The sequence below is a fragment of the Janthinobacterium foliorum genome, from assembly GCF_978021625.1.
This window is the reverse complement of record NZ_CDXDQE010000004.1, coordinates 402,179-427,256: the sequence shown is the minus strand read 5'-3', so window position 1 is coordinate 427,256 and position 25,078 is coordinate 402,179. Positions and strand designations below refer to the sequence as shown.

Annotated in this window: 21 protein-coding genes and 1 riboswitch; of the genes, 10 read left to right on the top strand and 11 right to left on the bottom strand. The window is 62.7% G+C overall.

The window, feature by feature from the left end; genetic code table 11:
* Positions 1-110 precede the first annotated feature (110 nt).
* Complete coding sequence (locus ACZ92H_RS12240; protein WP_465049531.1) at positions 111-3,707, bottom strand: indolepyruvate ferredoxin oxidoreductase family protein; 3,597 nt, start codon at positions 3,705-3,707, stop codon at positions 111-113.
* A gap of 302 nt (positions 3,708-4,009) precedes the next feature.
* Positions 4,010-5,137 carry a 4-hydroxyphenylpyruvate dioxygenase gene (gene hppD / locus ACZ92H_RS12235; protein WP_099665780.1) on the bottom strand — a complete coding sequence of 376 codons (1,128 nt, stop codon included), beginning with the start codon at positions 5,135-5,137 and terminating at the stop codon, positions 4,010-4,012.
* A 125-nt stretch (positions 5,138-5,262) separates the two neighbouring features.
* Here hppD and ACZ92H_RS12230 point away from each other — a divergent pair, with 125 nt between their 5' ends.
* Complete coding sequence (locus tag ACZ92H_RS12230) at positions 5,263-5,787, top strand: Lrp/AsnC family transcriptional regulator (RefSeq protein WP_092798605.1); 525 nt, start codon at positions 5,263-5,265, stop codon at positions 5,785-5,787.
* 5 nt (positions 5,788-5,792) lie between these two features.
* Here the strand turns inward: ACZ92H_RS12230 and ACZ92H_RS12225 are convergent, their stop codons facing one another.
* From ACZ92H_RS12225 to ACZ92H_RS12210, 4 genes are read right to left on the bottom strand one after another with little or no spacing between them, the layout of a single operon-like run.
* On the bottom strand, positions 5,793-6,488 hold the full coding sequence (locus ACZ92H_RS12225; protein WP_465049529.1) for a GNAT family N-acetyltransferase: 696 nt from the start codon (positions 6,486-6,488) through the stop codon (positions 5,793-5,795).
* Positions 6,485-7,600, bottom strand: a complete 1,116-nt coding sequence (locus tag ACZ92H_RS12220) for a tRNA nucleotidyltransferase/poly(A) polymerase-related protein (protein WP_465049527.1) — start codon at positions 7,598-7,600, stop codon at positions 6,485-6,487. Before ACZ92H_RS12220 ends, ACZ92H_RS12225 begins: the two co-directional genes overlap by 4 nt.
* Positions 7,601-7,612: 12 nt before the next feature.
* Complete coding sequence (locus ACZ92H_RS12215; protein ID WP_131374467.1) at positions 7,613-8,329, bottom strand: glutathione S-transferase family protein; 717 nt, start codon at positions 8,327-8,329, stop codon at positions 7,613-7,615.
* Between the two features lie 22 nt (positions 8,330-8,351).
* A complete protein-coding gene (locus ACZ92H_RS12210) occupies positions 8,352-10,307 on the bottom strand; it encodes a lytic transglycosylase domain-containing protein (protein WP_465049526.1) in 1,956 nt (651 codons plus the stop codon).
* A gap of 137 nt (positions 10,308-10,444) precedes the next feature.
* On the opposite strand from ACZ92H_RS12210, the gene ACZ92H_RS12205 reads away from it, so the two are divergent.
* A complete protein-coding gene (locus ACZ92H_RS12205; RefSeq protein WP_465049525.1) occupies positions 10,445-10,984 on the top strand; it encodes a 5-formyltetrahydrofolate cyclo-ligase in 540 nt (179 codons plus the stop codon).
* A 12-nt stretch (positions 10,985-10,996) separates the two neighbouring features.
* Here ACZ92H_RS12205 and metF read toward each other — a convergent pair whose 3' ends face one another.
* From metF to metK, 4 genes are all read right to left on the bottom strand, one after another.
* Positions 10,997-11,827, bottom strand: coding sequence for a methylenetetrahydrofolate reductase [NAD(P)H] (metF, locus tag ACZ92H_RS12200; RefSeq protein ID WP_131374473.1), 831 nt, complete (start codon positions 11,825-11,827; stop codon positions 10,997-10,999).
* A complete protein-coding gene (locus ACZ92H_RS12195) occupies positions 11,814-12,170 on the bottom strand; it encodes a phage holin family protein (RefSeq protein ID WP_131374474.1) in 357 nt (118 codons plus the stop codon). The genes metF and ACZ92H_RS12195 overlap by 14 nt, the downstream gene beginning before the upstream one ends.
* A 195-nt stretch (positions 12,171-12,365) precedes the next feature.
* The gene (gene ahcY / locus ACZ92H_RS12190; RefSeq protein ID WP_034783536.1) at positions 12,366-13,790 is read right to left on the bottom strand and encodes an adenosylhomocysteinase; all 1,425 of its coding nucleotides are present in this window, start codon (positions 13,788-13,790) and stop codon (positions 12,366-12,368) included.
* Positions 13,791-13,817: 27 nt separating this feature from the next.
* Positions 13,818-13,885, bottom strand: a riboswitch (S-adenosyl-L-homocysteine riboswitch).
* Positions 13,886-14,007: 122 nt separating this feature from the next.
* Positions 14,008-15,174, bottom strand: coding sequence for a methionine adenosyltransferase (gene metK, locus ACZ92H_RS12185; RefSeq protein ID WP_102297496.1), 1,167 nt, complete (start codon positions 15,172-15,174; stop codon positions 14,008-14,010).
* Positions 15,175-15,362: 188 nt separating this feature from the next.
* On the opposite strand from metK, the gene ACZ92H_RS12180 reads away from it, so the two are divergent.
* From ACZ92H_RS12180 to dapF, 3 genes are read left to right on the top strand one after another with little or no spacing between them, the layout of a single operon-like run.
* The gene (locus ACZ92H_RS12180; protein ID WP_131374476.1) at positions 15,363-16,232 is read left to right on the top strand and encodes a lysophospholipid acyltransferase family protein; all 870 of its coding nucleotides are present in this window, start codon (positions 15,363-15,365) and stop codon (positions 16,230-16,232) included.
* On the top strand, positions 16,229-17,107 hold the full coding sequence (locus ACZ92H_RS12175) for an LpxL/LpxP family acyltransferase (RefSeq protein WP_131374478.1): 879 nt from the start codon (positions 16,229-16,231) through the stop codon (positions 17,105-17,107). Before ACZ92H_RS12180 ends, ACZ92H_RS12175 begins: the two co-directional genes overlap by 4 nt.
* A gap of 11 nt (positions 17,108-17,118) precedes the next feature.
* Positions 17,119-17,982: a diaminopimelate epimerase gene (dapF, locus tag ACZ92H_RS12170; protein WP_131374480.1), complete on the top strand. Its 864-nt coding sequence runs from the start codon at positions 17,119-17,121 to the stop codon at positions 17,980-17,982.
* Positions 17,983-17,991: 9 nt separating this feature from the next.
* On the opposite strand, the gene ACZ92H_RS12165 is transcribed toward dapF, so the two are convergent.
* The gene (locus ACZ92H_RS12165; protein WP_465049523.1) at positions 17,992-19,497 is read right to left on the bottom strand and encodes a tetratricopeptide repeat protein; all 1,506 of its coding nucleotides are present in this window, start codon (positions 19,495-19,497) and stop codon (positions 17,992-17,994) included.
* A gap of 415 nt (positions 19,498-19,912) precedes the next feature.
* On the opposite strand from ACZ92H_RS12165, the gene ACZ92H_RS12160 reads away from it, so the two are divergent.
* The 5 genes from ACZ92H_RS12160 (at position 19,913) to dksA (ending at position 24,935) form a co-directional block, all read left to right on the top strand.
* Positions 19,913-20,992 carry a porin gene (locus ACZ92H_RS12160; RefSeq protein ID WP_131374484.1) on the top strand — a complete coding sequence of 360 codons (1,080 nt, stop codon included), beginning with the start codon at positions 19,913-19,915 and terminating at the stop codon, positions 20,990-20,992.
* Positions 20,993-21,172: 180 nt separating this feature from the next.
* Positions 21,173-21,850 carry a DUF484 family protein gene (locus ACZ92H_RS12155; protein WP_465049522.1) on the top strand — a complete coding sequence of 226 codons (678 nt, stop codon included), beginning with the start codon at positions 21,173-21,175 and terminating at the stop codon, positions 21,848-21,850.
* Positions 21,851-21,857: 7 nt separating this feature from the next.
* Entirely contained in the window at positions 21,858-22,805 is a 948-nt protein-coding gene (locus ACZ92H_RS12150) for a tyrosine recombinase XerC (protein WP_465049520.1), read from the top strand.
* 126 nt (positions 22,806-22,931) lie between these two features.
* Complete coding sequence (locus ACZ92H_RS12145; RefSeq protein WP_465049519.1) at positions 22,932-24,002, top strand: CobW family GTP-binding protein; 1,071 nt, start codon at positions 22,932-22,934, stop codon at positions 24,000-24,002.
* 480 nt (positions 24,003-24,482) lie between these two features.
* Positions 24,483-24,935, top strand: a complete 453-nt coding sequence (gene dksA, locus ACZ92H_RS12140; RefSeq protein ID WP_131374491.1) for an RNA polymerase-binding protein DksA — start codon at positions 24,483-24,485, stop codon at positions 24,933-24,935.
* Positions 24,936-25,078 lie beyond the last annotated feature (143 nt).

Genomic DNA, 25,078 nt, shown 5'->3' with positions numbered 1-25,078 from the left:
AAATTATCGAAAAATTATAATGCGTTTTACAAATGGGCGTTGTTTTATTTGATACAAAAAAATGGCGCCCGCAGGCGCCATTGGTTTAACTCATGCCACTACCGCGCCCATCAGGCCACGGTCGCCGCCACCGGCGCAGCCACGACTGGCGGCAACGGCGTCGGCGCGTTGAAAGCCGTCAGCAGACTGGCTTCCTTCTCCTTCGCCGCCTTCCAGTGACGCTCCTTCACGTGGCCGTAGCCGCGGATATCTTCCGGGATGCTGGCAATGGCCACGGCTTGCGCCAGCTTGGCCGTCGTCAGTTTCGGCAGCAGGCCGCCCACCGTCGCGCGGTATTCCAGTATCAGCGCGCGCTCCATCTTGCGCTCGGCCGTACGGCCGAACACATCGAAGGCCGTGCCGCGCAAGCCTTTCATTTTGGCCAGCACGCCGAATGCCTTCATCATCCACGGGCCGAATTCCTTTTTGACCAGGTGGCCCTGGGCGTCGGTTTTCGCCATGATCGGCGGCGCCAGGTGGAACTTGAGCTTGATGTCGCCCTCGAACATGGATGCGATCTTCGCCTGGAAGGCGCCGTCCGTGTACAAGCGCGCCACTTCGTACTCGTCCTTGTAGGCCATGAGCTTGTAGAAGTAGCGGGCCACGGCTTCCGTCAGGCGCAGGTGCGGGCCATTCAGGGCGCTTTCGGCGGCGCGTACCTGGCCGACGAAGTCCAGGTATTGCTGCGCATAGGCGCGGTCCTGGTAGGCCGTCAGCAGGGCCACGCGCTTTTCGATCAGGTCGTCCAGCGTTTCGATGCGCTTGAATTCCACCACTTTCGCCGGTGTCGTCATGCGCACCAGGCTGGCCGCGTCATGGGCGCCGGCGCGGCCCCAGTTGAAGGCGGCCTTGTTGAACGCCACCGAGACGTTGTTCAAGTCGATGGCCTTCATGATGGCCGCTTCGCTCAGGGGCACCTTGCCCTTTTGCCAGGCGTAGCCCAGCATGAACATGTTCGTCGCGATCGAGTCGCCCATCAGCGCCGTGGCGATCTGCCCCGCGTCGATGAAGTCCACGTGGTCCGCGCCGCAGGCCTTTTCGATTTCCAGGCGCGCGCCGACGCCGGGGAATTGCCAGTCCGGGTTTTTGACGAACGCCGCCGTCGACGAACTGGTCGAGTTGATCATGGCCCAGCTACGGCCTTCTCCCATGCGCGACAGGGCGTCGCGGCTGGCCGTGACGATCAGATCGCAGCCGATCACCAGATCAGCAGCACCGGTGCCGACACGCGTCGAGTGGATGTCTTCCTGGCGGTCCGCCAGGCGCACGTGCGACATCACGGGGCCGCCCTTCTGTGCCAGGCCGCTCATGTCCAGCACGGAACAGCCCTTGCCTTCCACGTGGGCCGCCATGGCCAGGATCTGGCCGACCGTGACGACGCCCGTGCCGCCGATGCCCGTGACCAGGATGCCGAACGGCTCGGCCGTCGAAGGAATCTGCGGTGTCGGCAAGGCCGGCACTGCCGGCGCGTCCTTGTCGGCGCTGGCCGCCTTCTTCGGCTTCTTCAGGCCGCCGCCTTCCACCGTGACGAAGCTGGGGCAGAAACCCGTGGTGCACGAGAAATCCTTGTTGCAGGACGACTGGTTGATCTGGCGCTTGCGCCCCAGTTCCGTTTCCAGCGGTTCCACCGACAGGCAGTTCGATTGCACGGAGCAGTCGCCGCAGCCTTCGCAGACGGCTTCGTTGATGACGGCGCGCTTGGCCGGGTCCGGGTATTCATTGCGTTTCCGGCGGCGGCGTTTTTCCGAGGCACAGGTCTGGTCATAGATCATGGCCGACACGCCCGGCATGTCGCGCAGTTCGCGCTGCACGTCCATCAGTTCCGAACGGTGGCGCACGGTGACGCCTTCCGCCCAGGCGTAATCGGACGGATATTTTTCCGGTTCGTCGGTGACGACGATGATGGGGCCGACGCCTTCGGCGGCGATCTGGCGCGAAATGATGGCCGGCGATAGCGGGCCGTCGAATTCCTGGCCGCCCGTCATGGCCACCGCATCGTTGAACAGGATCTTGTAGGTGATGTTCACCTTGGCCGAGACGGCGGCGCGGATGGCCAGGATGCCCGAGTGGAAATACGTGCCGTCGCCGAGATTGGTAAACACGTGCTTTTCATTCGTGAACGGCGCCTGCCCTACCCAGGTGACGCCTTCGGCGCCCATATGGGTAAACGTCGACGTTTCGCGGTCCATCCACAGCACCATGTAGTGGCAGCCGATGCCGGCCAGCGCGCGCGAGCCTTCCGGCACCTTCGTCGAGCTGTTGTGCGGGCAGCCGGAACAGAAGAACGGCGTGCGGTCCTTTTGCGGATCCGGCTTCACGCTGATCGCCTTGAGGACGTTTTCCTTCGCTTCCAGGTAGGCGATGCGTTCCTTCACGCGCTGCTCGACGGGGTGGCCCGCGTAGTAGCGCGAAATGCGGCTGGCAATCGCCCGCGCGATCATGGCCGGATTGAGTTCATAGGTGGCCGGCAGCAGCCAGTCGCCATGGCCCGTGCCCTTCTGGTTGCTCCACTCGCCCGTGTCGTCGAACTTGCCGACCACGCGCGGACGCTCGCCGTCCTTCAGGTTGTACAGTTCTTCCTTCAGCGCGTATTCGAGGATTTGCCGCTTTTCTTCCACCACGAGGATTTCGTCGAGGCCCTTGGCGAATTCGTGCACGCCGTCCGCTTCCAGCGGCCAGGTCATGCCGATCTTGTACAGGCGGATGCCGATGTCGGACGCCGTCTGCTCGTCGATGCCCAGGTCGGCCAGCGCCTGGCGCGTGTCGAGATAGGACTTGCCGGCCGTGATGATGCCGATGCGCGCCTTCGGGCTGTCCCAGATGATTTTATTGAGCTTGTTGGCACGCGCATACGCCAGCGCCGCATACCACTTGTAGCTGTTCATGCGCACTTCCTGCTCCAGCACCGTGTCGGGCCAGCGGATGTTCAGGCCGCCGGCCGGCATCTCGAAGTCGGTGGGCAGGGTGATCTGCACGCGGTCAGGATCGAAGTCGACGGCGGCGCCCGACTCGATGATGTCGGTCACGCATTTCATCGATACCCACAGGCCCGTGTAGCGGCTCATGGCCCAGGCATGCAGGCCGTAGTCGATGTATTCCTGCACCGACGACGGATACAGCACGGGGATGCCGCAGGCGTTCAGGATATGGTCGGACTGGTGCGCCGTGGACGAGGATTTCGCCGCATGGTCGTCGCCGGCCAGCACCAGCACGCCGCCATGCTTGGCGGAGCCGGCGTTATTCGCGTGTTTAAAAACGTCGCCGCAGCGGTCGACGCCGGGGCCCTTGCCGTACCACATGCCGAACACGCCGTCATATTTGGCGTCTTCGAACAGATTGGTTTGCTGCGTGCCCCAGACGGCCGTGGCGGCCAGGTCTTCATTCAGGCCAGGGTGGAATTTGACGTGGTGTTCATCGAGGTATTTTTTCGCCTTGATCGCCGTCATGTCGACGGAGGTCACGGGCGAACCGCGGTAGCCGGTGATGTAGCCGGCCGTGTTCAGGCCCGCTTTCAAGTCGCGCTCGCGCTGCAGCATGGGCAGGCGAATCAGCGCCTGGGTGCCCGTCATGAAGGCGCGGCCACGCTCCAGGGTGTATTTGTCGTTCAGGGAAATTTCAGACGCGTGCGCGCCCGGCTCAAGACTCGAGCCCTTGATTGGTGCATTCATTACTTGTCTCCATTATTCTCGGTGCTACGCGTGCAAAGTCGGTTGAACTCACACGTACCGGCCGCGCCTTGTGGGCAATGCCGGTGCGGAAAAATGACTTGTTTGTCGTAGACTACCACAGGAATGCGCGCAGTTCTTTGCTGCACTGCACTCCCGTGTTCTTGCCTTTTTGCGGCTTTTTAGTGCTTCTTTTTGCGGGCATGTCGGGTTACGCCATTCTGGCTAACCCGACCTACATTACTGGCCCCAGCTGTAGGTCGGATTAGCGCCGCGTAATCCGACATCCCCGGGCATGAGTCGTCTTACGCCGCGTTCGTATCTTTCAGCACGCCGCGCTTGATCTGGTCCAGCTCGATCGATTCAAACAGGGCGCGGAAGTTGCCTTCGCCGAAGCCCTGGTCGCCCTTGCGCTGGATGATCTCGAAGAAGATCGGGCCGATCACCGTCTGCGTGAAGATTTGCAGCAGCAGTTCGCGTTCGTTTTCCGTGCTGTGGCCATCGATCAGGATGCGCAGGCGGCGCAGTTCTTCCAGCTGCTCGCCGTGGTTCGGCAGGCGGCGGTTGACCAGCTCATAGTACGTTTCAATCGTGTCCTGGAAATCGATACCCGTATCGCGCATGCCTTGCACGGAAGCGTAGATATTGTCCGTGCCCAGGGCGATGTGCTGGATGCCTTCGCCATGGTACTGGTCCAGGTATTCGGCGATCTGCGACTTGTCGTCCGACGATTCGTTGATGGGGATGCGGATCTTGCCGCAAGGCGAAGTCATGGCCTTGGATTTGAGGCCCGTCAGCTTGCCTTCGATGTCGAAATAGCGCACTTCGCGGAAGTTGAACAGGCTTTCATAGAACGTCGCCCATTCCTTCATGCGGCCACGGTGCACATTGTGCGTCAGGTGGTCGATGTAGGTCAGGCCATGGCCGACCGGGTTGGCGACGGCGCCGGGAATGGCGACGAAATCGACGTCATAGATGCTGATGTCGCCGATGCCGCCCGGTGCGGCCGCGTCCGGCTTGTCCGCGCCCTTGCCGCGCCAGCGGTCGACGAAGTACAGCAGGGAATCGCCCACGCCCTTGATGGCGGGGATATTCAGTTCCATCGGACCCGTTTTATTGTCGAAGCCCCAGGCGCCCAGTTCCAGCGCGCGGCGGTAGACGAAGGCCGCGTCGTCGACGCGGATGGCGATGGCGCACACGGACGGGCCATGATGGCGGGCAAAACGCTGCGCGAACGAATCCTGTTCGGCGTTGATGATGAAATTGATGTCGCCCTGGCGGTACAGGGTCACATCCTTGTGGCGGTGGCGCGCGATGGCCGTGAATCCCATGTTCTCGAACAGCTTGCCCAATGCTTTTGGGTCTGGTGCTGCATACTCGACGAACTCGAAACCATCGGTACCCATCGGGTTATCCCAAGGCTGAAATTGCATGATGTCTCCTCCAAGAAGTAGCGCACAGTATAGGCGCGGGTCACGGGCATTAAATGCCAAAGATCTCCCGAACAATCATGATTTGCGCAATAATATTGCGTGAAACAAGACCCTCCGGAGGAAGCATGAGCAAAATTACGCTGGATAAAACGGACCGCAAGATCCTGGCCGTCCTGCAGGCCGATGGCCGCCTGTCAAATCAGGACGTGGCCGAGCAAGTCAGCCTGTCGCCGTCGCCATGCTTGCGCCGCGTCAAACGGCTGGAAGAAGCGGGCGTGATCCGCCAGTACGTGGCCCTGCTGGACCCGGAAAAGATCGGCCTGGGCTTGCTGGCCTACGTCAACGTGCGCCTGGAAAAGCACAGCGACGCCACGGCCCACAGCACGGCGCGGGTGCTGGCGCCCAACCTGGTGACGAATACCTCGCCGCGCGCCGACTTCGCCGTGGCCGTGGCGCAATGGCCGGAAGTGGTGGCCTGCTATGCGATGACGGGCGAAATGGATTATCTGCTGCGCGTGCATGTGGAAGACATGGAGCACTTTTCGCGCTTCATGATGGCCACCCTGCTGCGCCACCCCGCCGTGCTGGACGTGAAATCGAGCTTTGCGCTGCAGCGCATCAAGGATACGACGGCCCTGCCGCTGGTGTAGCCAGCCTACTCGGCCCCTGGCTTCTTGCGCCCTGGCAAGCGCTGCAACAGCTTGCTGGCGGCGCGCGCGTTCGCCTTGAAGGTATAGTCGAACATGGCGAACTGCTCCTGCACGGCTTCCTGCAGCATGCTGGATGGATTCGGCGGCAATAATTTCAAATAGGCATCGGCTTCGCCGTAGTCGCGCTGGATTTCCATGCCCGCCTTCTTGGCGATATGCATCATCGTCTTGTTGGACGACAGGCAATGCATGTACAGGGTATCGACATCATTGTTGCGGCAGTGAATCGCCGCCCGCTCGAACAGTTTCGAGCCCACGCCCATGCCGCGCATGGATTTCGATACCGACACGCCAAACTCCGCCACCTGCTCCTTGTCCGTCACCACGTGCTTCGCCGGCGCCTTGTCCTTCGGCGCGAATGCCAGGTGCCCCACGCCCACCAGCTTGAAGGTGCTGCTGTAGACGCCGTAGACCATGTCGCGCGAAAAATCCATCTTCTGCACGTACTGCGCCACCAGTTCATCGGGCAAGGCGCTGCCAAAGCGCAGCAGCCGGTCGCTCTTTTCCAGGGTCAGGAAATGCTTCATCATGCGGCGCCGGTCGCGCTCATGCAGCTGCTTGACCAGCACGGTCGGCCGCCCGCCACCGCTACGGCTGAGCCAGCGGCGGAACGGGTTCTGGAACAATTTGGGCAAGGTCATGGCAGTTCCATGCCGCTGATCGCGTTCGTGACGGCCTCGACCCGCGCCTCATGGATAACGGCTGGAATGCGCTTCGGTTCCTGTGCGCAAGCTTGCGCCAGCGCGCCCGCATCCACGCCGCGCACGGCCGCCAGCATGGCTTGCAGCCAGGCGGACTGGGGAAATGCACGCTTTTCCCGCACGTGCGCATCGCATTCGATGGCCTGCAGCATCTGCACGAAGCGCTGCGGCTTGCGCAGGCCGTCGCAGCGTTCGCACAAGCCCACCAGTTCTTCGGCGCTCAGCGCCAGCGCGCCGGCGACCGCCGCCTGCTCGCGCGCCGCCATCACGGCCAGCTCGCGGCAATCGTTGGGCACGCGCAGGCGCTCGCTGAGCGCAGCGATCTGCGCCGGCGGCACGGCCAGCATCAGCACGGCAAAGCGCACGCACAGGTCGTGGCCGGCGCTGGCGGCATGGTCGACCGCCCGCAGCAAATGTGCATTGACGATCAATTCGGGCACAATGCGCGCCAGGGCGCCGCACTCCTGCAGCACCGCCAGCATGCGCGACGGACGCGCCTCCAGCAAGCCTTTCGCCACTTCCTGCCACACGCGCTCGGCCACCAGGGCGTCGACTTCGCCGTCCGACACCATCCGGCGCATGAGTGCCATGGTAGCGGGCGCCACCGTGAAGCCAGGGAAGCGGGCGGCAAAGCGGGCCAGGCGCAGGATGCGCACGGGGTCTTCGCCAAACGCGTCGGAAACGTGGCGGAACACTTTATTGCGGATATCCGCGATGCCGCCGAACGGGTCCGTCAGCGTCCCGTCCTCGGCCCGGGCGATGGCGTTGATGGTGAGATCGCGGCGTACCAGGTCTTCTTCCAGGGTGACGTCAGGCGCCGTGTGGAAGACAAAGCCCCGATAGCCGGGAGCCGTCTTGCGCTCCGTGCGGGCCAAGGCATATTCTTCCTGCGTCTTCGGGTGCAAAAACACGGGGAAATCCTTGCCGACGGGGCAGAAGCCCTGGCGCAGCATGTCGTCCGGCGTGGCGCCGACGACCACGTGGTCGTGGTCTTTCACGGGCAAGCCCAGCAGTTGGTCGCGCACCGCGCCACCGACCGTGTAAATCTTCATGTTGCTCTTTTCTTAATCAGGTAATTCCGCATCGTGCTTGGCAGCCACTTCCGTCTCCGCCAGCGCTTCCGTGATCCAGCGGGCCACGGCCGGGTGCGCCTGCACGCGCTGGCAGTACGCATTCAGGGCCGGCGCCAGGCTCACGCCATAGGTGCGGAAACGCATGACGACAGGGGCAAAATACGCATCGGCGATGGAAAAGTCGCCAAACAGGAACTGGTGGTGGCCAAAGCGCGACAGGCACTCTTCCCAGATTTCGCTGATGCGGCCGATGTCGGCCTGGGCGGCGGCCGTGCGGCCCCGGCCCGGCAGCTGCGCCTTGATATTCATCGACATGGCCGTGCGCAAGCCGGCGAAGCCGGAATGCATTTCCGCGCAGACACTGCGGGCCATGGCGCGCGCGGCCACGTCCTGCGGCCACAGGTGCTTGTCCGGAAACTGTTCGGCCAGGTATTCGCAGATGGCCAGGCTGTCCCAGATCGTCATCTCGCCGGCCAGCAGCACCGGCACCCGGCCGCAGGCCGAGTATTCGGCGATCTTGCTCGACGTATCTTTCTGGTCGAGCAAGACGCGCACTTCCTGGAACGGGATGCCGAAGGCCGTCATGGCCACCCACGGGCGCATGGACCAGGACGAGTAGTTCTTGTTGCCGATGATGAGGGTCAGGCCGGGCTCGCGCGCGGCGGCCAGGGCTTGCGTCAGGCTGGGATCAAGGATGGTCGTTTGCATGGTAGCGATCAAGTCTAGGGAATTACGGCAGGTCCGCCGCGATGGCGCTGTTTTTCGGTCCCACGGTGCCCAGGCGCGCCTTCAGCGACTGCGGGCTTTTCTCGAACAGGGCGGCGTAATACGTGGCATTGGCCATCACGTTTTTCACGTAGCCGCGCGTTTCCGTGTACGGGATCGTTTCGGCGAAGACGGCGCCTTCCAGCGGACGCGTCATGGTGGCGCGCCAGATGCGCAGGCGTCCCGGCCCGGCGTTGTAGGCGGCGCTGGCCAGCACCTGCGAACCATCGAGGCCGCCCAGCACCATGTTCAGGTAATTGGTACCCAGCAAGACATTGGTGCGCACATCGCTCAGCGTTTCCGTGACGAAATCGGTGAGGCCGATCTTCTTGGCCACGTAGCGGGCCGTCGACGGCATCACCTGCATCAGGCCGGAGGCGCCCACGTGCGACTGCGCATCCATGATGAAGCGCGATTCCTGGCGGATCAGGCCATACACCCAGGCCTTGTCCAGGCCCAGGGTTTGCGTGGCAGGATGCATGACGTCGTCGTGCGGCGTCGGATAGCGTTGCGTGTAGTCCACTTCCAGGCGCGTGCGGTCCGAGGTGTTGACCATGCGGTCGAGCACATTGTTCTGGCGCGCAAATTCCGCGGCAGCCAGATGTTGCCTGTCCGTCATCGAACGCAATTCCCAGTTCCACTCGCGCGTGCCTTCGAAGCGCAAGCGCATGTTGAAAAATTTCAGCGCCCGCTGCAAGCCCGGATTGGCGGCCATGGCGGCGATTTCCGTCGGCGTGACGGGCTGGCCCGGCGGCGGCAAGACCAGGTGATTGCCCAGCTCTTCATTGGCCAGCAAGCCATAGAAGTTCGATTGATCGCTGATCGTGCGGTACAGGGCATCGGCCTGCGCGTTCGGGCGGCCCGGCGTTTCCGCCTGCTGCGCCCGTGCCAGCCAATAGACCCAGGTGGGGTCCGCGCGCAGCGAGGCCGGCATGGCCTGGATGCTGGACTTCACCACCGGCCAGTTGCCTTCACGCAAGGCGATGCGTGCCTTCCATTGCATCTGCTCCAGGGTCAGCGGCGCGCCATTCGATTTTTGCCAATATTCAAACGCTTCCGGCGCCAGCGAATACGAGGCCTGCAAGGCCAGGTTGGCCCAGCCGATGGCCTGTTCCTGCGGCGTCAGCTGCGCGCTGGCTTTTTGCAAGGCCACCACGCCCAGTTTCAGGGTACTTTTCGCCATGCGGCCGACGGCCACCAGGTACATCTCGTGGTCGGCGCGGCTGGCGCCCGCGCCCTTGGCCAGCACCAGGGCCGGCAAGTCGATGGCCTGCGCCATCTTCGCGTCGGACGCGCTCAGCAGCAGCGCGATGCGGCGCGCCGGGCCCGTGGCATTCGTCTGGCCCGCCAGGCGGATCTGCGCCCACAGGTCGTTCGCGTCGAACTGGCCATTTTGCGCCAGCACGGCGATCAGGCTGCCGCACGCTTCGCCATAGCCGGGCGGCGAGACGAGCAGGCTGCGCGCCTCCGGCGCCACGTTCTGGCCCTTGGCGGCGCGCGACATCAGCGCATAGCACTTGAGCTGGGTATCGTCGTCCAAGGCGAATTGCGGATATTGCTCGTCAAAGATGACCCAGTCGCGCTTGCGGCCCAGCTCCAGCAGCCAGTCGTTGCGGAAGCGGTCGGCGATGGCGCTGCCCTTGTAGCGGTTCAGGTAATCGCGAAATTGCGCTTCGGTCAACTGCTTGATGCGCGGTTTCAGCCGATAATAGTCAACATACGATGGAATCTGGTAATTCGTCAGGCGTGCAGCATAAAAGTCGGCCTTGTCGACGTCATCCTTGCGCGCGGCGTCGCGCAGCAGCAGGAAGGCATCGTCCTCGCTGCGCGTATCGGGCGCAGGCGGTACGGCGGAAGATGCGGTGGCGGACACCTGGGCCAGGGCGGCCAGGGGAGAGATGGCCGATGCAACACACAGCATCGTGCCGGCAATCCATTTCAGTGGGGAAATCAATGTACGACTCTCAATCTTAACTTGATGGTGATATGAATAGCGACCCTAGAATAACATGCGATCCGGCTACACGGCCACCCATTGCGCCAGAGGAAAAAGCCGGCTTGCGCAAAGCCCTGCTGGCGGCCCGGCGCGCCCTGCCCGAAGCCACGCGCGCGGCATGGGATGCGGCCATCGCGCAGCGCCTGCTGGACTGGTGCGCGCAGGAAAAAACCGGGGAACTGGGCGTGTACTGGCCCCTGCATGGCGAGCCGGACTTGCACGGCGCGTATGCGCAGCTGGCCGCGCGCGGCGTGCAGTTAAGCTTGCCGGTGGTGCTGGAAAAGCACGCGCCCCTGGCGTTTTCTGCCTGGACGCCGGGCGAAGCGATGGTGAAAGATGGCATGGGCGTGGCCGTGCCGGCGCAATTGCGCCTGTGCCCGGCGCCCGCCGCCCTGCTGGTGCCCTGCCTGGGGTTTAATGAACAGCGTTTCCGGCTCGGCTATGGCGGCGGCTATTACGACCGCACCCTGGCGGCCACGCCCCGTCCGCGCACGGTGGGCATCGCCTATGCGTGCCTGGCGGCACCCTTTGCCAGCGGCGAATACGACATCGCCCTCGATCACATCATGACCGAGGGCGATCTTTACGGTCAGGCGCGATAAGCCTGAGGGATTTTATTTGACCAGGCGCTGCCACAGTGCGGTCGTGGGCGCCGCCTGGTTCATGCTATAGAAATGCAAGCCAGGCGCGCCGCCTTCCAGCAGACGTTCGCACAAGCCCGTCACCACGTCCAGGCCAAAGGCCTTGATCGAGGCGCTGTCGTCGCCGAAGCTGGCCAGTTTCAGGCGTACCCAGCGTGGAATTTCCGCGCCGCACATGTCCGAAAACCGCATCAGCTGCGTGTAGTTCGTGATCGGCATGATGCCGGCCACGATCGGCACGTTGATGCCCATCTTCTGCGTCTGCTCGACAAACTGGAAATATGCGTCGGCATTGTAGAAGTACTGGGTGATGGCGGCATCGGCGCCGGCCTGCACCTTGCGCGCGAACGCATTCAGGTCGTCCTGCGGCGAACGGGCTTGCGGGTGCACTTCCGGATAGGCAGCCACTTCGATGTGGAAATGGTCGCCCGTCTCGGCGCGGATGAATTCCACCAGCTCGTTAGCGTAACGGAACTCGCCCGAGGCGCCATAGCCGCTGGGCAAGTCACCGCGCAAGGCCACGATACGCTTCACGCCGGCCGCCTTGAAGTCGGCCAGCACGGCGCGGATCGAGTCGCGCGAGCCGCCCACGCAAGACAGATGGGGCGCGGCTTCTTCGCCGGCCGCCAGGATTTCACGCACGGTGTCGAGCGTGCCCTGCTGCGTCGTGCCACCGGCGCCAAAGGTCACCGAAAAATACTTGGGATGCAACTCAGACAACTTGACACGCGTGGCGCGCAGTTTTTCCGCCCCTTCCGGGGTTTTTGGCGGGAAAAACTCGATACTGAAGTTATGGGTTGCCATTGTCATTACTCAAAAGTAAGGTCGACAAGGCCCAGGAAATGATGCTGTACAGAATGGCACCACCCACGGCAGACCAGAAACTGGCGACATGGAAACCAGCTATCATCTGCGCCACGAGCCAGAACATGAAGCCATTGATGATCAGGATGAACAGGCCCAGCGACAAAAACGTCACGGGCAGGGTCAGCAGGATCAGCAGGGGACGGATCAGGGCATTGATCAGCCCCAGCACGGCGGCGGCCAGCAGCGCGGTCCAGCCGCTGCTCATCGTCACCGAGTGCATCAGGTAAGGGACGGCAAACAGGGCTGCCGCATTGATGAACCAAATCAGTAGCAAGCGCATTTCTCTAGCCTGTCAAAAATGATAATAGACCGGCGACGGCCGGACTGTTCAGATTACACAAGTGCGTCTCCTTGCCTCACGAACCGTAGCGAGCGGATGCGCGGCGTGGCCGAGAAGCGCAGCTGTACGAAGGTACAGCGAGCATCGCCGGCCGCGCCCCGCGCCGCGCAGCAGGTTCCCGAGGCAAGCAACCGATTAGTAGCGGTAGTGGTCGGGCTTGTATGGACCTTCCGTGCGCACGCCGATGTAGTCGGCTTGCTCTTGCGTCAGTTCCGTCAGCTGCGCATTCAACTTTTTGAGTTGCAGGCGGGCGACTTTTTCATCCAGGTGCTTCGGCAGGGTGTACACGCCGACCGGGTAGTTGGCCGTGTTCGCGTACAGCTCGATCTGCGCGATCGTCTGGTTGGCGAACGACGAGCTCATCACGTACGACGGGTGGCCCGTGCCGCAACCGAGGTTGACCAGACGGCCTTCGGCCAGCAGGATGATGCGGCGGCCCGACGGGAAGATGATGTGGTCGACTTGCGGCTTGATGTTTTCCCACTCGTATTGCTTCAGCGAAGCAACGTCGATTTCATTGTCGAAGTGACCAATGTTGCAGACGATGGCCTGGTCTTTCATGCGCGTCAGGTGGTCGTGCGTGAGGATATGGTAGTTGCCGGTGCAGGTCACGAAGATGTCGCCGTGTTCGCAGGCGTAATCCATGGTCACCACGCGGTAGCCTTCCATCGCCGCCTGCAGTGCGCAGATCGGATCGACTTCCGTCACCCACACTTGCGCCGACAGGGCGCGCATGGCTTGCGCCGAACCTTTACCTACATCACCGTAACCGGCGATGACGGCGACCTTACCGGCGATCATCACGTCGGTGGCGCGCTTGATGCCGTCGACCAGCGACTCGCGGCAGCCATACAGGTTGTCGAACTTCGATTTGGTGACGGAATCGTTCACGTTGATCGCAGGGAAAGCCAGCTTGCCTTCTTTATGCATCTGGTACAGGCGGTGCACGCCGGTGGTGGTTTCTTCCGTCACGCCGAGGATTTCCGGCAGGCGCTTCGAGTACCAGGTCGGATCGGCCAGCAAGTGCTTCTTGATCGAGTTGAACAGGCAGATTTCTTCTTCCGAGCCGGGGTTGGCCAGCACGGACAGGTCGGTTTCCGCGCGCACGCCCAGGTGCAGCAGCAGGGTAGCGTCGCCGCCATCGTCGAGGATCATGTTCGAATAGACGGCCTTGCCGTCCACGTTCGGCCATTCGAAGATGCGGTGCGTGTATTCCCAGTAGTCGTCCAGCGACTCGCCCTTGACGGCGAAGACCGGCGTGCCGGCGGCGGCGATGGCGGCGGCGGCATGATCTTGCGTCGAATAAATGTTGCACGATGCCCAACGCACTTGCGCGCCCAGTGCTTCCAGGGTCTGGATCAGCACGGCGGTCTGGATGGTCATGTGGATGGAACCGGTGATGCGCGCGCCTTTCAAAGGCTGCGCTGCCGCGAATTCCTCGCGGATGGCCATCAGGCCTGGCATTTCCGTTTCAGCAATCTTGATTTCTTTGTCGCCCCATGCGGCCAGAGTGATATCGGCGATGGTGTAGTCGTGTTGCGATTTGAGTACGGCGTTCATCACGCCCTCCTTTCAGTTGTTGAAAAAGGTACGTGAGCGCGGTTGCAGGATATTCCGAGCCTGGCGAATTTCTTCGTCGCAACGCTCCTCGGACGCCGGATTTTAACATTGTCAAGGCCGGCGCGCCAGCCTGTTCGCCATGCAGGGCCGCGCAACAACACATAAAAAAAACGCCCGCGGCCTTCCGGCCGGGGCGCTCGTCAGCAAGCGAACTTGATTACTTCAGGCCGGCGGCATCGCGCAGCAGGGCAACCTTGTCCGTGCGTTCCCACGTGAATTCCGGCTCTTCGCGGCCGAAATGGCCGTAGGCGGCGCTCTTCTGGTAGATCGGACGCAGCAGGTCGAGCATTTGCACGATGCCCTTCGGACGCAGGTCGAAGTGCGCCAGCACCAGCTTGGCGATTTCCGTATCCGGAATCACGCCCGTGCCTTCCGTGTAGACGGTGATGTTGATCGGCTTGGCCACGCCGATGGCGTAGCTGACCTGCACCTGGCATTGGCGCGCCAGGCCGGCGGCGACGATGTTTTTCGCCACGTAGCGGGCCGCGTAGGCTGCCGAACGGTCGACTTTCGACGGGTCCTTGCCCGAGAACGCGCCGCCGCCGTGCGGCGCTGCGCCACCGTAGGTATCGACAATGATCTTGCGGCCGGTCAAGCCGCAATCGCCTTGCGGACCGCCGATGACGAAACGGCCCGTCGGGTTGACGAGGAATTTCGTGTCGGTCAGCCATTCGCGCGGCAGGATGGGCTTGATGATTTCTTCGATGACGGCTTCTTCGATCTGCGAGTGCGAGATCTCCGGCGCATGCTGGGTCGACAGCACGACCGTGTGCACGCCGACCGGGCGGCCATCGACGTAGCGCAGCGTGACTTGCGATTTCGCGTCCGGACGCAGCCATGGCAGGCGGCCATCCTTGCGCAGCTGCGACTGGCGTTCGACCAGGCGGTGCGCGTAGTGGATGGCGGCGGGCATCAGCTCGGCCGTTTCATCGCAGGCGTAGCCGAACATCAGGCCCTGGTCGCCAGCGCCTTGATCCAGGTCAATCCCCGCACCTTCATCGACGCCTTGCGCGATGTCCGGCGACTGCTTGTCGTAGGCCACCAGCACGGCGCAACCCTTGTAGTCGATGCCGTATTCCGTATTGTCGTAACCGATGCGTTTGATGGTTTCGCGCGCAACTTGAATATAATCCACATTGGCGTGGGTGGTAATCTCGCCAGCCAGCACCACCAGGCCGGTGTTGCAAAGGGTTTCGGCAGCCACGCGGGCCGCTGGGTCCTGGGTCAGGATGGCGTCGAGAATGGCGTCGGAAATTTGATCGGCAACCTTGTCGGGATGGCCTTCGGAGACGGATTCGGAAGTGAAGAGATAGTCATTTGACATTGCAAGCTCCTGTTTACTATGTGAATGTTCTGTCGCAGTAAAGAGGATTTTGCCTGCGACGCTTTAGCGATATTTATATTCCGCTTCGCAAGTTGTCTATTAACTCAGCGGTTACTGCATACGTGGTATTTTACGCTTCTTAAAAAATTTTGGCACGGCAACACGCCATTCCTGGAAACAGCTCATTCATGTTAGTCCCTATTTTCCGCTTTTTATCCCGCTTTCCCCTGCCCGTCCTGCATGGCCTCGGCGCCGCGCTCGGCTGGGTAATCTATGCCATTTCCCCTTCCTACCGCCGCCGCATGCGCGAGAACATGCAGGGTGCGGGGTTTTCGCAACACTTGCATGCGGCCGTGGCCGAAGCGGGCAAGAGCGTGCTGGAACTGCCCTTCATCTGGTGCGCGCCGGCCGGGCGCGTGGCGCGCCATGCCACGGTGGAAAACTGGGAACTGGTGGAACAGGCCCTGCAGCACGGCCGCGGCATCGTCTTCCTGACGCCGCACCTGGGCTGCTTTGAAATCGTCGCGCAGCAGATCGCCCTGCGCACCCCGCTCACCGTGATGTACCGCCCGCCCAAGCGCGCCGCCTTAAAGCCGCTGATCGAAGGGGCGCGCGCGCGCGAAAACCTGATGCTGGCGCCGGCCAACATGTCGGGCGTGCGCATCTTTGCCAAGTGCCTGAAAAAAGGCCAGCCCATCGGCCTGCTGCCCGACCAGGTGCCGCAGGAAGGCGAAGGCGTGTGGGCCGACTTCTTCGGCCGTCCCGCCTACACCATGACCCTGCCTGCCAAGCTGGCGCAAATGGGCGGCGCCGAAGTCATCATCACCTACGCGGAGCGCCTGCCGGGCGGCCGCGGCTACGTCGTGCATTTCGTGCCATTCACGGAGTCGCTCGACAGCACCTCGGCCGAGCAGGCGCGCACCATCAACGCGGCCATGGAGCAACTGATCGCCCGCAGTCCCGCGCAATACCTGTGGAGCTACAACCGCTACAAGGTGCCGCGCGGCGCACCGCCGCCCACGCCCGCCACGCCCGAGGCAGGCAAGGAGCCGGCATGAGACTGCTGATCGCCTTCATGTGGCTGCTGCACTGGCTGCCCTTGCCCATCCTCGGCCGCTTCGGCGTGGTCGTTGGCAGCCTGCTGTTCATCGCCATGCCCAAGCGGCGCGACATTGCGCTGACGAATCTGCGCCTGTGCATGCCGGAACTGACGGAACAGCAGCGCCGGACCCTGGCGCGCCAGCATTTCCAGGCCTATTCGCGCAGCGTATGGGAACGCAGCATCCTGTGGTGGGCGTCGGAAGAACGCCTGAACCGCCTGATCAAAAAGGTACCGGCCTTCCCTGGCCAGCAGATCGCGGCCAAGCCCACCATCTTGCTGTGCCCGCATTTTGTCTGCCTCGACGTGGCGGGCGCTGCCACGGCCATGGAAATTTCCGCCTCGTCGATGTACGTGCAGCAAAAGAACGCCGCCTTCGACCAAGCCCTGCGCAATGGCCGTTCGCGCTTCAAGCCGCCCAAGCTGTTTACGCGCCAGGACGGCATCAAGACGATTTTGCGCGCGCTGCGCGACGGCTTGCCCTACTTCATGCTGCCGGACATGGATTTCGGTGAAAAGGACGCGGAATTCGTGCCCTTCTTCGGCGTGCCGGCCGCCACCCTGACGGCCACGGCGCGCCTGGCGCTGGCGGCCAAGGCGCAAGTCATTCCCGTCATCGCCACTTTCCTGCCGAATTACCAGGGCTGGAAAGTGACGTATTACCCGGCCTGGGACGATTATCCGGGCGACGACATCACGGCCGCCACGCGCCGCATGAACGAATTCATCGAAGAGCGCGTGCGCGAAGCGCCGGCCGAGTATTTCTGGACGCATAAACGCTTCAAGACGCGTCCCGAAGGCGAAGCGTCGTTCTATTCCAACCAGCACAAGTGATACGCCAGAACATGAAACTCCAATTTACCAAGATGCATGGCGCCGGCAATGATTTCATCGTCATCGATGCCATCCATCAAGAGATCGACTTCACGCCGGCCCAGTGGCAGCGCCTGGCCGACCGCCGGTTCGGCATCGGCGCCGACCAGATCCTCGTGGTGGAAAAGCCGCGCCTGCCCGGCTGCGACTTCCGCTACCGCATCTATAACAACGATGGCGGCGAAGTCGAGCAGTGCGGCAATGGCGCGCGCGCCTTCGTCAAGTTCGTCAGCGAAAAAGGCTTGTCGGACAAAACCAGCATCCGCGTGGAAACCATGGCCGGCATCATCGCGCCGCGCCTGGAAACCGACGGCAGCATCACCGTCGACATGGGTGCGCCCGTGCTGGAGCCGCAGCTGGTGCCGTTCGACGCCAAGGGCCTGGACGGCGCGGCGCAAGGCACGGATCTGCTGTGGCCGCTGGACCTGGCCTTGCCGGGACAGGCCGCCACGGTGCTGGTGTCCGTCGTGTCGATGGGCAATCCGCACGCCGTGCAAGTGGTCGACGATGTCGATGCGCAAGACCTGGAAGTGTCGGGACCGCTGATCGAGCACCACCCGCGCTTTCCACGCCGCGTCAATGCCGGCTACATGCAGGTCGTCGACCGCCACCATGTGAAACTGCGCGTGTACGAGCGGGGCGCGGGTGAAACGCTGGCCTGCGGCACGGGCGCCTGCGCCGCCGCCGTGGCCGGTATCCGCCGCGGCGTGCTCGACTCGCCCGTGCGCATCAGCGCGCGCGGCGGAGAGTTGTCGATCGCCTGGCAGGGTCCGGGCCACCCCGTCCTGATGACGGGCCCGGCCGTGACAGTCTTCGAAGGCACGATCGAGCTGTAGGCGAGTACCTCAGGCCGCCAGGAACTGCTGTTCCTGCGGCAGGTCGAGTTCTGCCAGGTAGCACTTCAGGCGGTACAGGCGCTGCCGGTAGTTGCCTTCCGGACCATTCACACCGCAATCGACGCGCTCGAACAGGCGCACCACCTGGTCGAGCACCTGGCGTTCCTGCGCCGTGCGGATCAGCACCAGGCGCCGCTTGCCCCGTCCGTGCGTGGCGCTGATATCGATCAGCAAGCAATGTCCCTGGTCGGCCGCGTGGATATCGAGCAGCAGGGCTTCGGCGCGCGACAGGTGGAACCAGCGCGCCAGCTCCAGCCGCGCCGTCAGCAAGGGGTGGTTCTGTCCCAGCTGGCGCAAGTGCGCACTGGCATGCGCGGCGCCGCACTGGCCCCAGTCTCCCGTTTCGCCGCGCGGCGCGATGCGCGCCAGCGCCGCCTCCGCCTCGCTGCTGCCTTGCGCCTGTGCCTGCAGCAGCCAGTATGCGGCGCGCACATCGCTGTTGACGCTTTCGCGCCGGTTGCGCCAGGCATGCATGCCGCATTCGAGCTGCGCCGGGCCGTGGCCCAGGTCGGCGGCGCGCTCCAGGCAGGAATGGGCTTCGACCACATTGCGCTGGGAAAATTCCGGTTTCGTGTAGATGCGCGACAGCACGAACCAGGCTTCGGCCAGGCCCTGCTCGCCAGCCTGCGTCAGCCAGCGCACGGCCCGCTTGAAATTGGCGGCGCCATTGCGCGTGGCCAGCCGCTGGCCATGCGCATCCATGCGCGCATAGCCGAGACCCAGTTCCAGCTGCGCCGTGCGGTCGCCGCCATGCGCGGCCAGTTCGCAACACTGCCAGCCTTCGGCATCACCGCCGGGCGCCAGCGCCTGCGCGCAGCGCGACAGCAGCAACACCTGCTGGGCATCGAGCGCGATGGTGCGCGCGCCCGCCGCTGCCTGGCGCTGCAGCAATTCGCGCGCCAGCGGCAAGCCCAGCGCCAGGAACCGGCCATGCTCGCCGCTGTGCCAGGCCCGCTCCAGCCCCGCATACAGGGGCGTGTCGCGCTCGCGGGCTGCTTCCTGCATGGGCGCGGCGACTGGCGCGGACGGCATGCCCGCGCCAGTCTGCATGGACAGCAGCCATTGCGCATCGGGCAAACCGGCCCGCGCCGCCGCTTCCAGCGCCAGGCGCGCCTTGGCGCGCAAGGTTTCGCAACTGGTGCTGGCCGCATTGCCCAGCACCAATTGCGCCAGCACCAGTCCAGCCTGCACCAGCCCCGCGTCAAAGGCCTGCGCATAATAGGGAATCAGCGCCTTGGCCGCTGGCTGCGCCACTTCGAAGGGCACATGCATGCCGATCAGCATGCATGCCTCCTGACTATCTTCCTGGGCCGCGCGCGACAGCCAGTGCAGGGCGGTCGGCAAACTCTGCGGCACGCCTTGCCCGAACAGATACACCCGTCCCAATGCCAGCTGGCAAGCCACATCGCCCGCCCGCGCGCCCTTGATCAATCCTAGTGTTTCGCGATTTGCCATCGATTCTCGATATTGAGTCAATGATTCTAATAATGGTGAGAGGTCTCCAGGCCCGTCGAAGCAGGCCGTCCCCTAGTGTAACGTCCCCGGAGCCGAAATCCGCCAAAGACGGTGCAAGAACTTGATTCAACGCAACAATATCCTGGCGTCAACACGTCAATATGGCGGTGCCGCCAACCCGGTGGCAAGGGAGGCGTGTTGCCGCTGGCGTCTTGAGCACGGCAAGCGCGCGTTACAAAAATACAACAGGGCCAAGGATTTGTGCCGCTTTCCACCAATCTTTTCACGCATATTTGACCAATCCCGCACGTCTTGCGTGCCGACGAATTAAGGTTCATTCATCGAAACGCGACAATTAGCGCATTTCAATCTGCTCGGATCTCGGACGGAACTCACTTTAAATAGGGAATAAGACATGAAAAAATCACTCGTTGCCCTCGCTCTCTTCGGCGCCTTCGCCGCCACCGCACAAGCGCAGTCGTCCGTTCAAATCTACGGCACGATCGATGCCGGCGTGGCCAAAGCGACGGGTACTTCCACCGCCGTCACCAAACGCGACAACAACAAACTGGGCTTCAAGGGCACGGAAGATCTGGGCAATGGCTTGAAAGCCATTTTCCAACTGGAAATTCGCTATGAATCCGATACGGGCACCATTGAGAACACCTCGGGCGCCAATTCGCGTCCACTGTTCCAGGGTCAAAGCCGCGTCGGCCTGCAAGGCGATTTCGGTACCGTGCGCCTGGGCCGTGGCCTGACCGCCTTCCAGGAAACGAGCACCTCGTTCGAACCATGGTCGGGCATGCCGACGCCGGCCGGTTTCCAGACCGACCTGACGGTGGCCGGCTACACCAGCGATCCGCTGAGCCCCCCAGGCAACTCGCGTAACCGCTTCTCGAATGCCGTGTTCTACAACTCGCCAGTCATCAGCGGCTTCCAGTTCAATGCCACCGTGGCCGCCAAGGAAGCGAACAACAACGTCGCCGTCGCCGCTACCGTGCGCAACCTGACGACGAATGCCACCGGCAACTACGCGCTGCCAGCCAACGTGGTGCCAGCATCGAATCCGTACTCGGTTTCGGCCACCTACAACTACGCGCAATTTGCCGCCATGGCCGCCTACGAACGCAATGGCGTGCAAGCCAAGCTGTGGTCGGTCGGCGCCTCGTTCAATCCGATCGCGGAATTGAAACTGATGGCTTCGTACCAGCATCAGGATGACGGCAACTTCAAAATCGTCAATACCGATACCAAATCGTGGGTGCTGGGCGCCAACTACGACGTCGGCCCAGGCAAGATCCGCGCAGGCTACGGTCAAAAAACGCCCGATGGCGTCGCCAAGACCAAGCAAGCATCGCTGGGCTACGATTACAACCTGTCGAAGCGTACCTACCTGTACGCAGATATCTCGAACAAGAAAGCGGCCAGCGTCACCAACTACAACAACACCACTTCGGTCAACTACATCGGCGTGGGCGTACACCACAACTTCTAATGGCGCCGCAGGCCACCCGCAAGGGCTGGCCTGACGACCAGGAAGGCGAGGCGGCATGGGCAACCATGCCGCTTTTTTCATGGGCGCGTGGAAAATGCATGCGCGGCGCGCCCTTTGCGCCTAAGCGGCCGCACTCTCGGTTAGAATTAAGCGTTCACCTCTCACCTTCAGAAGCCATCAATGACCGCCACACTCGATTCCAGCACCGTCGCCCATTATCTGAGCGAGCATCCGAATTTCTTCGAAGAGCATACCGCTCTGCTCGGCGAGGTCAAACTGAGCAGTCCGCTGACGGGACGCACCATCTCGCTGCAGGAACGGCAGATGGAAGTGATGCGCGACAAGTACAAGGCGCTGGAACTGCGCATGTCCAAGCTGAGCCGCCTGGCCGAGGAAAATGGCGACATCGCCAGCAAATTCCACGGCTGGAACCAGGCCATGCTGCAGGTGCGCAACGATGCCAACATGCCGCGCGTGCTGGTCGATGCGCTGCAAAGCAATTTCGACGTGCCCTACGTCAGCCTGCGCCTGTGGCAAGTGCTGCCGGAACACGCCAACGGCTGGTTCACGGAAGACGTCACGGCCGACGTGCGCATGTTTGCCAACAGCCTGCAAGCGCCGTACTGCGGCAGCAACCGCGATTTCGAAGCCGTGCACTGGCTGCAGGCGGACAAGATCGAATCGACCGTCATGATCGCCCTGCGCGCGCCCGGCACCACCGGCACCTTCGGCTTGCTGGTGCTCGGTTCGCCCGACAGCGAGCGCTTTACCTCCAGCATGGGTACCGACTTCCTCGTGCACATCGGCGCCACGGCCAGCGCCGCACTGGCCGCCCTGCGCGCCGGCTCGCCGGCCTGAAGTCGCCATGAGCGAGACGCGCGGCAAGGCTGACTGGCTGGACGCCTACCTGGCCCAGCTGGCCACGCAGCGCAAGCTGTCGCCGCATACGCTGGACGCTTATGGACGCGACTTGCGCGCCTTGCTGCAACTGAGCGGCGATACGCCCTGGACAGCCCTGGCGCACAATGAAGTGCGGCGCTACACGGCCAAGCTGCACGCCGGCGGACTCGACCCGCGTTCGATCGCCCGCAAGCTGTCGTCGTGGCGCGGCTTCTTCAACTGGCTCAGCGGCGAGACGGCACTCGATGCCAATCCCGTCGACGGCATCCGCGCCCCCAAGCGGGCCAAGACCTTGCCGAAAGCCCTGTCGGTGGACGACGCCGTGCGCCTCGTCGCGCCCGCGCCGCACCAGCAGGGCGGCGCCGAAGCGGAGCAGCTGTGCAACCGCGCCATGTTCGAGCTGCTGTATTCGAGCGGCTTGCGCGTGTCCGAGCTGACCAGCCTGGACACGCATTACTGCAAGGCGGAAAACGGCCAGGCCGCTTCGCTGGGCTGGCTCGACATGGGCAGCTTCGAAGTCATCGTCACGGGCAAGGGCAGCAAGATGCGCAAGGTGCCCGTCGGCAAGGCGGCACTCGTGGCCCTGAGCACCTGGCTGGCCGTGCGTCCGCCGGCCCGGGATGGCAGCGCCGCCCTGTTTCTCAGCACGCGCGGCACGCGCATCTCGCCCCGCGTGCTGCAGCTGCGCCTGAAGGCGCACGCGCTGGCGACGGAAATTCCCGCCAACGTGCATCCGCACGTGCTGCGCCACTCGTTTGCCTCGCACGTGCTGCAATCGTCGGGCGACTTGCGCGCCGTGCAGGAAATGCTGGGCCATTCCAGCATCACCTCGACCCAGGTCTACACGGCCCTCGATTTCCAGCACCTGGCGCACGTGTACGACCAGGCGCACCCGCGCGCCAAGGCCAAGTAGGCTAAACGACCTGATCCATATCAAGCGTCTCGGGGCCCATTTGCAAGCTTTTGCAAAATTCCGGCATAATCGTCCGGATTCGCCCGCTTGCACGGCGGCACCACCGACTACAGCATAGGCATTCTCATGGCACTGATTCCCACCACCATCCTCACCGGTTTCCTCGGCGCCGGCAAAACCACCCTGCTCAACCGCATACTGCAGGAAGAGCATGGCATGCGCATCGCCGTGATCGAAAACGAGTTTGGCCAGGAAAACATCGACAATGAAATCCTGGTGCAGGACAGCAACGAACACATCATCGAGATGAACAACGGCTGCATCTGCTGCACCGTGCGCGGCGACCTGATCGTGGGCTTGACGGAACTGGCGCGCAAGCGCGATGCCGGCTTGCTGGCATTCGACCGCGTCGTCATCGAAACGACGGGCCTGGCCAATCCCGGCCCCGTGGCGCAAACCTTCTTTGTCGACGAAGAAGTGGGCAGCCACTACATGCTCGATGCCATCCTCACGGTGGTCGATGCCCGCCATGCAATGAAGCAACTCGACGAATACGAGGAAGCCCAGCGGCAAGTGGGCTTTGCCGACAAGCTGCTGCTGTCGAAAACCGACCTCGTCAGTGAAGACGACGTGGCCATCCTGATGCGCCGCCTGAAACGCATCAACCCGCGCGCGCCCATCGGCAAGGTCGATTTCGGCCGCGCGCCGCTGGCCGAGGTACTCGACATCCGCGGTTTCAATCTGAACGAGAAGCTGGAACTGGACCCGGATTTCCTGGCCACGGAGCCGGCGCACGTGCACGACCACGCCCATGCGCACGACCACGAGCACAAGCATGAACACAGCGACGCCTGCGCCGCCGATTGCGGCCATGCCGACCATCACCATGCGCAGCACAGCGACGATATCGCCGCCTTTGTATTCAAGAGCACCCAACCGTTCGACAGCGCCAAGCTCGATGAATTCCTCGGCGGCCTGGTGCAAGTGTATGGCCCGCGCATGCTGCGCTACAAGGGCGTGCTGCTGATGCAGGGCGCCGAGCGCAAGGTCGTGTTCCAGGGCGTGCACCAGCTGATGGGCAGCGACTTGGGCGCCAAATGGGGCGAAAACGAAGTGCGTGGCAGCAAAATGGTATTTATTGGCAAGAATCTACCAAAAGACATTTTTATTCGCGGACTCGAACAATGTTTGGTATAAACTAGCCGGGTTTTGCAAAGTACCCGTTGCAAAGCAGAAACAAAAGGGAAAGTTAAGCATGCTTTCCCATTGCCCGATGACAATCTTGCTGACATAAACCAACAAGCGGCCGTCTCTGATCGGCTAGTCAACAAATCGGGATGGCAATATACGGCAAAGCGTGCCAAAATCAGCGACGAAAACGGCCCATGTCGTTAGCCTGTCATGAAATGCTGGCAAACTGCCGCTGGCCGCATGCCAGGCATGCAACCGATCCACCCAACACGCAGGTCGACGCGGAGCGCGCGACCGGCATATAGCGGTAAAAAGTTATCAACATGGCAAATATAGCCGGCCGGTAGTCCTGGCCGCCGCCGGCAAGCCAAGGTCGCAAGCAGTACATCCGGACAGCAATGCCTAGCGGAACCTGTACAGTTGCTCGGCATCGCCGAATCAACTGATCAATTTGAAAACTCTGTCGTATCGAAGGTAAGCGAAGTTATGACCAAAACTAATAAATCGACCCCGGCCGCCAACCAAGACATCCCTCTCATCAGCGAAGAGCAAATTCGCGCCATGAGCGACGATGACTACATGAATCCGGCACAACTGGCATTCTTCAAGGCACGTTTGCAGCAGCTGGAAAAAGAGCTGCTGAAAAACGCCGGCGAAACCACGGAACACTTGCGTGAAACCGTGCTGGTACCGGATCCTGCCGACCGCGCCACCATCGAGGAAGAGCATGCGCTGGAACTGCGCACGCGCGATCGCGAACGTAAATTGCTGAAAAAAGTACAGCAATCGATCGCCAGCATCGACGCCGGCGACTATGGCTGGTGCGAAGAAACGGGCGAGCCTATCGGCATCCCGCGCCTGATCGCCCGCCCCACCGCCACCTTGTCGCTGGAAGCCCAGCAACGCCGTGAACTGAAGCAGAAACTCTACGGCGACTGATCGCCCGCCCCCTGGCGCCACCGCCCCGGCGGGCGCGCCCTGGCAGCAAAAAAAGCACACACCCCCGGGTTGCGTGCTTTTTTTTCGTCCCGCGCCGACTACACTGAAGCAGACGCGGCAGCGGCAAGTGACGCTTGCAATTG